Raw genomic sequence first — 7,876 nt, 5'->3', positions numbered from 1 at the left:
GCCGTCGATCCGGATGCCGACCCGGTGGCGGCGCCTGGCCGTTCAGGCGCGCGATGGTCTCCCGGCAGCGCGCACTTGAGCAGCCGCGCGGGAAACCGGACGCCAAGTGACGGCGTCCGCACCGAAGCCGGTGCGGACCGGCGGCGACTGGGGGCGCCTGGTGGTGGCATGACCGCATCCGTGCCCCCGCCGGATCCGGCCACGGGCGATCGTTGCAGCGTGATGTGCTGGGCCGGGCCTCGGCCGGTCAGGTGGTCAGATGCCCGCCGCGGCCGCCAGGTCCGTCTTGAGGGCCGCCAGCGCAGCCTCCGCCGTCCCCCGCGCCCGGTCCAGCCCGTCGGGCGAGCCGACCGGCACCACGACCTCCAGGTAGCACTTGAGCTTGGGCTCCGTGCCGCTCGGGCGGACGATGACCCGCGCGGCCTCGATGCCCCGTTCGCCGTCCCCCGCCAGGCGGTAGCGCAGCCCGTCCGTCGGCGGCAGCCGGTCGGTGCCCCGGGCCAGGTCCTCGGCCGACGTGACCCTGAGCCCGGCCAGCGCCCCCGGCGGCTTCTCGCGCAGCCGGTCCATCGCCGCGGCGATCAGCGACAGGTCCTCGACGCGTACGGACAGCTGGTCGGTGGCGTGCAAGCCGTGCTCGACCGCGATGTCGTCCAGCAGGTCCGGGAGCGTACGGCCGGATTCCTTCAGCTCGGCGGTCAGCTCGGCGATCAGCAGCGCCGCCGTGATGCCGTCCTTGTCGCGGACGCCGTCCGGGTCGACGCAGTACCCGAGAGCCTCCTCGTAGGCGTAGCGCAGACCGTCGGTCCCGGCCAGCCACTTGAAGCCGGTCAGCGTCTCGTCGTACGAGACCTCCGGGCCCGCCGCGGCCGCGATCCGGGACAGCAGCGACGAGGAGACGATCGTCGTCGCGAACGTGCCCCGCGCGCCCTTGCGGACGAGATGGGTGGCCAGAAGCGCCCCGACCTCGTCGCCGCGCAGCATCCGCCAGCCGCTCCCGGCGGCGGGGTCCGGGACAGCGACGGCGCAGCGGTCGGCGTCCGGGTCATTGGCGATGACGATGTCCGGGCGAGCCGAGCGGGCGGTGGCGAACGCGAGGTCCATCGCGCCCGGCTCCTCCGGGTTGGGGAAGGCCACCGTCGGGAACGCCGGGTCGGGGTCGGCCTGTTCGGCGACGACGGTGGGTGCCGGGAAGCCCGCTCGGGCGAAGGCGGCGATGAGGGTGTCGCGGCCGACGCCGTGGAGGGGCGTGTAGACCACGCGTACGTCCCGAGGAGAGCCGTCGGCGAGCACGGTGTCCGTACGGGCGAGATACGCCTCCACGACCTCGTCGCCGAGCGTCTGCCGGCCCTTGGCCGGGCGCGGCACCGAGTCCAGGCCGGCGATGGCCGCGATCTCGTCGGCGATCTCGCGGTCGGCGGGCGGCACGATCTGGGAGCCGTCGCCCAGATAGACCTTGTAGCCGTTGTCGCGCGGTGGGTTGTGGCTGGCGGTGACGGTCACTCCCGCGGCCGCGCCGAGGTGCCGGATGGCGAAGGCGAGGACGGGGGTGGGCAGCGGGTGCGGGAGGAGCGCGGCCCGCAGGCCCGCGCCGACCATGACGGCGGCGGTGTCGCGCGCGAAGTCGGCGCTCTTGTAACGGGCGTCGTAGCCGATGACGACAAGCCCTGGCGCGTCTCCGTCGCGCTCTCCGTCCGCGGCGGTCTCCTGCTTGCGCAGATACGCCGCCAGCCCGGCGGCTGCCCTGATCACGACCGCGCGGTTCATCCGCATCGGGCCCGCGCCCAGCTCTCCGCGGAGTCCCGCGGTACCGAACCGGAGTGTGCCGCCGAAGCGCTCGACGATCTCCGCGATCTGATCGCTCTCGACTCCGTCCTCCACGTCGGCCGGGTCCACACCCTCGAGCAGTTCGCCCAGTTCCGCACGCGTCTCCGGGTCGGGGTCCTCGTCCAGCCACGCACGGGCCCGGCCGATCAGATCCGCTGTTTCGCTTGCCACGGTGATGCTCCTGTCCGGTACGGGGTGACTCGCCGCGGGGCTGCTCCGTGGTGGGGCGGTGCATCCGTGGCGTGGGGGCTGTGTACCCGGTGGTGGGCGGGTCTGTCACCGGGGGGTCGGATCCGGCCGAGGGCCCGGCCCGTACGCCCTGCCAGGCAGATCGATCCGGCTCGGTCAGATCCGGCCGAGGACCTGCGCCAGCAGGCTGCCCATCCGGACGGCCGAGTCGCGGCCTGCCTGCAGTACCTCTTCGTGGTTGAGCGGCTCCCCGGTCATACCGGCGGCGAGGTTGGTGACGAGCGAGATGCCCAGCACCTCCGCCCCGGCCTCACGGGCCGCGATGGCCTCGAGGACGGTGGACATGCCGACCAGGTCGCCGCCTATCGCCCGGACCATGTTGATCTCGGCCGGAGTCTCGTAGTGCGGGCCGGGGAACTGCACGTACACACCCTCCTCGAGGGTGCTGTCGATCTCCTTGCACAGCGCGCGCAGCCGCGGCGAGTACAGGTCGGTGAGGTCGACGAAGTTCGGGCCGACGATCGGGGAGGCGGCCGTGAGGTTGATGTGGTCGCTGATCAGCACCGGCTGGCCCGGCCGCATGCCGGGGCGCAGGCCCCCGCAGCCATTGGTCAGCACGACGGTCTTGCAGCCCGCGGCGACGGCGGTACGGACACCGTGCGCGACGGCGGCGACACCGCGTCCCTCGTAGTAGTGCGTACGGCCGAGGAAGACGAGAGCCCGCTTGTTGCCCAGTCTGTACGAGCGGACCGTGCCCGCGTGGCCCGCGACCACGGGTGGCGGGAAGCCGGGCAGTTCGGTGACGGGGAACTCGTGCTCGGGCGTCCCGAGCTCCTCGGCGGCGGGGAGCCAGCCGGAACCCATGACAAGCGCGACGTCGTGGCTCTCGGCACCGGTGAGCTCGCGCAGTCGGGCGGCGGCGGCGTCGGGAGCGCCGGGGATGTCCGTGGAAGAAGCGTTCACGTGGATGAGGGTAACGGCAAACGCCCTACGCGCGTAGATCCCCCCTTGCGCGGCTGGATCCCAGACCCTTCCGCACACGGCGCCGGTCCGGCGCCCGCGATCAGTCGATGACGCTGACCGTGCAGCGGATTCCCGGACCCGCGCGACAGTCGGGCGTCGGTCGTCAGGAGGGCGCAGCCGTACGCCTCGGCAGCGGCGACATATGCGGCGTCGGACGTCGTCAGGTTGCTCCGCAGCTCCCAGGTCCGCGGCAGCAGGACACGGGTCGGCGGAACGACGGGATCCAGGCGGGCGAGGGCTGCGACCGCGTCCTCCGCATGCCGCTGGGTGATCTTTCCGCCCAGCACATTGCCTCGGATGGCCGACAGGACTTCCACGGTCCAGTGCTCCGGTGCGATCCAGCGGCTGTCGGAGGCAAGGGCCGCCCGGCAGCGATCGCCGGTCCTTCCCTCGTCCAGCAGACCGGGGCTTCGGCAAGGTCGCTTGCGGTGTCAGCAGGGTCTCTTGCGGAGTTCCATCACATAGTCGTGCGGCGCGCCGGCCGATTCCGCCGCGTCGGCGATCTCGCCGAGGTAGCGCGCCGACGGCAGCCCGCCCTCGTAGCCGTTGAGGACGTAGACCCAGGCCGCCTCGTCGCCGTCCAGGGTGTGCACGCGCACCCGCATCCGCCGGTAGATGTCGAGCCCGATGCCCTCCCACCGGTCCATGGACTCCTCGTCCATCGGCGCGATGTCGTACAGCGCCACGAAGACCTGCGAGCGCGGGGCCTCGACGATGGTGGCCAGGGCTCCCTCCCAGCCCATCTGCTCTCCGCCGAAGGTGAGCCGCCAGCCGGAGAGCCAGCCCGTGCCGCGCAGCGGCGAGTGGGGGGCGCGGCGGGACATCAGCCGCGCGTCGAGGTTGCCGGCGTACGCGGCGTAGAGCGACATGATTCGAGGGTACGGGAGTGGCGGCAGCGCTTCCCGGGGTGCCCGGCCGGTACGGGCCCCCGCCCGAAGTCTCCTTGGCGGGTGCGGGACAATGGAGCATGTGACTCGGATCGTGATCATTGGTGGCGGACCCGGCGGCTACGAGGCGGCGCTGGTGGCCGCCCAGCTCGGCGCGGAGGTGACCGTCGTCGACTGCGACGGTCTGGGCGGGGCGTCGGTGCTCACCGACTGCGTGCCGTCGAAGACTTTGATCGCCACGGCCGAGGTGATGACCACCTTCGACTCTTCGTACGAGGAGCTGGGGATCATCGTCGCGGATGACACGCCGCACATCGAGCAGAAGGCCCGGGTCGTCGGCGTCGACCTCGGCAAGGTCAACCGGCGGGTGAAGCGCCTCGCGCTCGCCCAATCCCACGACATCACCGCCTCCGTCACCCGGTCCGGCGCCAAGGTGATGCGCGGCCGTGGCCGGCTGGAGCCCGCCCAGGCCCCGGACGGCTCGCGCCGGGTCACGGTGACCGCCGCCGACGGCTCGAGCGAGGAGCTCGTCGCGGACGCGGTACTGGTCGCGACCGGCGGCCACCCCCGCGAGATCCCGGACGCGCTGCCCGACGGCGAGCGCATCCTCAACTGGACCCAGGTGTACGACCTGGAGGAGCTCCCGGAAGAGCTGATCGTGGTCGGCTCCGGTGTCACGGGCGCCGAGTTCGCGGGCGCGTACCAGGCTCTGGGCTCCGAGGTGACGCTGGTGTCCTCGCGCGACCGCGTGCTGCCGGGCGAGGACCCGGACGCCGCGGCGGTGCTGGAGGACGTGTTCCGGCGGCGCGGTATGAACGTCATGGCCCGCTCCCGCGCACAGTCGGCCAAGCGTGTGGGGGACCGGGTCGAGGTCACGCTCGCCGACGGCCGGGTCATCACCGGATCGCACTGTCTGATGGCGGTCGGCGCGATCCCGAACACCGCGGACATGGGTCTGGAGGAGGCCGGTGTCCGGCTCAAGGACTCCGGGCACATCTGGACCGACCGGGTGTCGCGTACGAGCGCGCCGGGCGTGTACGCGGCCGGGGACTGCACCGGCGTCTTCGCGCTGGCGTCGGTCGCCGCGATGCAGGGCCGGATCGCGATGTACCACTTCCTGGGTGACGCGGTCGCCCCGCTCGATCTGAAGACGGTCTCGGCGAACGTCTTCACGGACCCCGAGATCGCGACCGTGGGCTACAGCCAGGCGGACCTGGACAACGGACTGATCGACGCCCGGGTCGTCAAGCTGCCCCTGCTGCGCAACCCGCGCGCGAAGATGCAGGGCATCCGGGACGGCTTCGTGAAGATCTTCTGCCGGCCGGGCACGGGGATCGTGGTCGGCGGCGTCGTGGTCGCGCCGAAGGCCAGTGAGCTGATCCATCCGATGTCGATCGCGATCGACAACAATCTGACGGTGGAGCAGATCGCCAACGCCTTCACCGTGTACCCGTCGCTGTCCGGGTCCATCGCCGAGGTGGCACGGCAGTTGCACACCCGGAAGTCGCAGCGCGAGGCGTAGCCCTCCCTCAGGCGCGTGTCCAGAGCCGGGAGGCGCGGGCGCAGGGCGCCGGGAGCCACCTGTCGTACGAGGCTCGGGGGAGCGTTCGTGGACGCCATGGGTTCGGCTGCTCAGCCGCTGGTCTCCGCCGTCGCAGGACCCGATGAAGGCCCCGGGGCGCGTAGAGGGCGCGCGCCGAAACTTGGCGACGCCCCGTATACCATTTTCGATGTCTCGCTGCGAACAACTTCTGCTATTCGGCGCAAACTGCTGAAACCAGACGGTCGTTGGGGTTACTGTCAGTTTCGTGTTCGCTGCAGAACGTCGCCAATTGATCCTCGAAATGGTGCGAGCGAACGGAGCCGTGTCGCTCCGTGAGCTCGCCCGTGTCGTCCAGACCTCCGAAGTGACCGTACGGCGGGACGTGCGCGCGCTGGAGGCAGAAGGACTGCTCGACCGCCGGCACGGCGGTGCGGTGCTGCCGGGCGGATTCACCAGAGAGTCCGGCTTCCCGCAGAAATCCCATCTAGCGACCGCGGAGAAGACGGCTATCGCCGACGTCGCGGCCGGTCTCGTCGAGGAGGGCGAGGCGATCGTCGTCGGGGCGGGTACGACCACGCAGGAGCTGGCCCGTCGGCTCGCGCGGGTCCCGGGGCTGACCGTGGTCACCAACTCGCTGCTGGTCGCACAGGCGCTGGCCCATGCCAACCGTGTCGAGGTCGTGATGACCGGCGGCACCCTGCGCGGCTCCAACTACGCGCTGGTCGGCAGCGGTGCCGAGCAGTCCCTCCAGGGGCTGCGGGTCTCCCGGGCCTTCCTGTCCGGCAGTGGGCTGACCGCGGAGCGCGGCCTGTCCACGTCCAACATGCTGTCGGCGAGCGTCGACCGGGCGCTCGTCCAGGCCGCGGCCGAGGTCGTGGTGCTCGCGGACCACACCAAGCTGGGCACCGACACGATGTTCCAGACGGTGCCGACCGATGTGATCACCCGGCTGGTCACGGACGAGCCCCCGCTGCACGACGACCGCGCCGTCACCGAACTGCAGGCCCTTGCCGATCAAGGGGTGCAGATCACGGTGGCCGGTCAGGGGGCCGCTTCTCCGGGCCCGGGTGCCGAGGGAAACGGTCCTCCAGGGCGACGGCCACGCCGGATGGGCCCGCCGGGCTCTCCCGGGGTGAAGGGGGCCGATGACCTCCCCCTGCCGGGCCAGCGGCGGAGCCACCCACCGGGGTCCGGCGGGCCTCAGCTGCGCAGCGCCGCCTCACTGGCGGAGCAGCAGGCAGCGGTGGGGAACGGCCGGATCGCGGATCTGTCGCCGCGCCGCCGGTAGTTCACCCGGGGTCCCCCCGGTCGATTCTCCCGGGCCCTGCGCTTCCGCGGGCCCGGGAACAGTGGCAGCCGTTGCCGGGCGCAGCCGCGCTCAGCTGCTCAACAGCCGTCCGCCCGGCCGGACTCGGCCTTGAGACCGGTGAGCGTCAGCATGAGCAGCCGGTCGGCCAGGTCCGGGTCGTCCGGGGCCTCCTCGACGGCCAGCGCGATGGCGTTGGTCAGCTGCATCACGTCGGCGATCTCGACGCCGCGGCGTACGACTCCGGCCTGCTGCGCCCGTACGAGCAGCGTGCTGCCCGCCTGACGCATCGGCACGCTGCACCGCGCCAGGGCGGAGCCGTCGTCGTGCGAGGCGCTCATCAGCGCCCTGGCCAGCCCGCGGTAGGTGCTCGCATGGCTGATGATGGCGCGCAGCCAGTCCACCAGGGCGCGGCACGGCTGCTCGGCGTCGATCAGTTCCCGCGAGCGCACCAGCAGGGCGTCGACCTCGCTCTGGAAAACGGCGCCCATCAGTGCGTACCGGTTGGGAAAGTGGCGGTAGAGCGTGCCGATGCCCACCCCCGCGCGTCTCGCGATGTCCTCCAGCGACGCGTCCGTGCCGTGCCGGGTGAAGGCCGTACGGGCCTCGGTCAGCAGCCGCTCGTAGTTGCGCCGCGCATCGGCCCGCATCGGCCGTGCCGGCATATGAGCCGTTTCGGTCGCCATCGCCGGTCCTCCTGTCCCTGCCCGGGAGTCCAGCATGCCATTGCGCAAGCGGATGGCGCCTCCGGCACGGCCCGCCGGAGCTGTGGCGCCGACCGGCCGAGGACCCGCAGGGGCCGCGCCGAGCCCCTGGAGCCCGACCGGGTCGCTCTGAAGAACGTGGCGACGGCCGGCGGACGGCGGCCGGTAGCCGGAGGCAGACGCCCCGGGGTGGCTGTGGTGCAGCGCGACGAAGAAGTCGGCCTCGATGCGGACGTGTTCGGTCCTGAGGCGGTACGTGCACAGGCCGAAGGGCCCCGGCCGTGGAATCGGCTGGGGCCCTTCGGTTGTGGGTTGAGGTGGTGTCAGTCCTTGATTTCGCAGATGAGGGCGCCGGAGGTGACGGAGGCGCCGACTTCGGCGGTGAGGCCCTTGATGG

Annotated in this window: 7 protein-coding genes; 2 read left to right on the top strand and 5 right to left on the bottom strand. The window is 72.0% G+C overall.

What is annotated here, in order from left to right:
* Window positions 1-255: 255 nt before the first annotated feature.
* From ABZW18_RS09065 to ABZW18_RS09050, 4 genes are all read right to left on the bottom strand, one after another.
* A complete protein-coding gene (locus tag ABZW18_RS09065) occupies window positions 256-1,998 on the bottom strand; it encodes a phospho-sugar mutase (protein ID WP_356184238.1) in 1,743 nt (580 codons plus the stop codon).
* 174 nt (window positions 1,999-2,172) lie between these two features.
* The gene (locus tag ABZW18_RS09060; RefSeq protein WP_356184236.1) at window positions 2,173-2,979 is read right to left on the bottom strand and encodes a purine-nucleoside phosphorylase; all 807 of its coding nucleotides are present in this window, start codon (window positions 2,977-2,979) and stop codon (window positions 2,173-2,175) included.
* Window positions 2,976-3,377, bottom strand: coding sequence for a type II toxin-antitoxin system VapC family toxin (locus tag ABZW18_RS09055; protein WP_356184470.1), 402 nt, complete (start codon window positions 3,375-3,377; stop codon window positions 2,976-2,978). The genes ABZW18_RS09060 and ABZW18_RS09055 overlap by 4 nt, the downstream gene beginning before the upstream one ends.
* Window positions 3,378-3,470: 93 nt before the next feature.
* The gene (locus ABZW18_RS09050; protein ID WP_356184234.1) at window positions 3,471-3,908 is read right to left on the bottom strand and encodes a gamma-glutamylcyclotransferase; all 438 of its coding nucleotides are present in this window, start codon (window positions 3,906-3,908) and stop codon (window positions 3,471-3,473) included.
* A gap of 91 nt (window positions 3,909-3,999) precedes the next feature.
* On the opposite strand from ABZW18_RS09050, the gene ABZW18_RS09045 reads away from it, so the two are divergent.
* Both ABZW18_RS09045 and ABZW18_RS09040 read left to right on the top strand, forming a co-directional pair.
* Complete coding sequence (locus ABZW18_RS09045) at window positions 4,000-5,448, top strand: NAD(P)H-quinone dehydrogenase (protein ID WP_356184232.1); 1,449 nt, start codon at window positions 4,000-4,002, stop codon at window positions 5,446-5,448.
* Window positions 5,449-5,734: 286 nt separating this feature from the next.
* A complete protein-coding gene (locus ABZW18_RS09040) occupies window positions 5,735-6,757 on the top strand; it encodes a DeoR/GlpR family DNA-binding transcription regulator (protein WP_356184229.1) in 1,023 nt (340 codons plus the stop codon).
* A 98-nt stretch (window positions 6,758-6,855) separates the two neighbouring features.
* Here ABZW18_RS09040 and ABZW18_RS09035 read toward each other — a convergent pair whose 3' ends face one another.
* Complete coding sequence (locus ABZW18_RS09035) at window positions 6,856-7,461, bottom strand: helix-turn-helix domain-containing protein (protein ID WP_356184227.1); 606 nt, start codon at window positions 7,459-7,461, stop codon at window positions 6,856-6,858.
* Window positions 7,462-7,876 lie beyond the last annotated feature (415 nt).

Origin of the sequence: Streptomyces sp. NPDC004647, assembly GCF_040609575.1 — a bacterium.
In the GTDB taxonomy this organism is placed as follows: domain Bacteria; phylum Actinomycetota; class Actinomycetes; order Streptomycetales; family Streptomycetaceae; genus Streptomyces.
The sequence above is the reverse complement of the archived record's forward strand: the minus strand, read 5'-3'. Positions and strand labels throughout refer to the sequence as shown.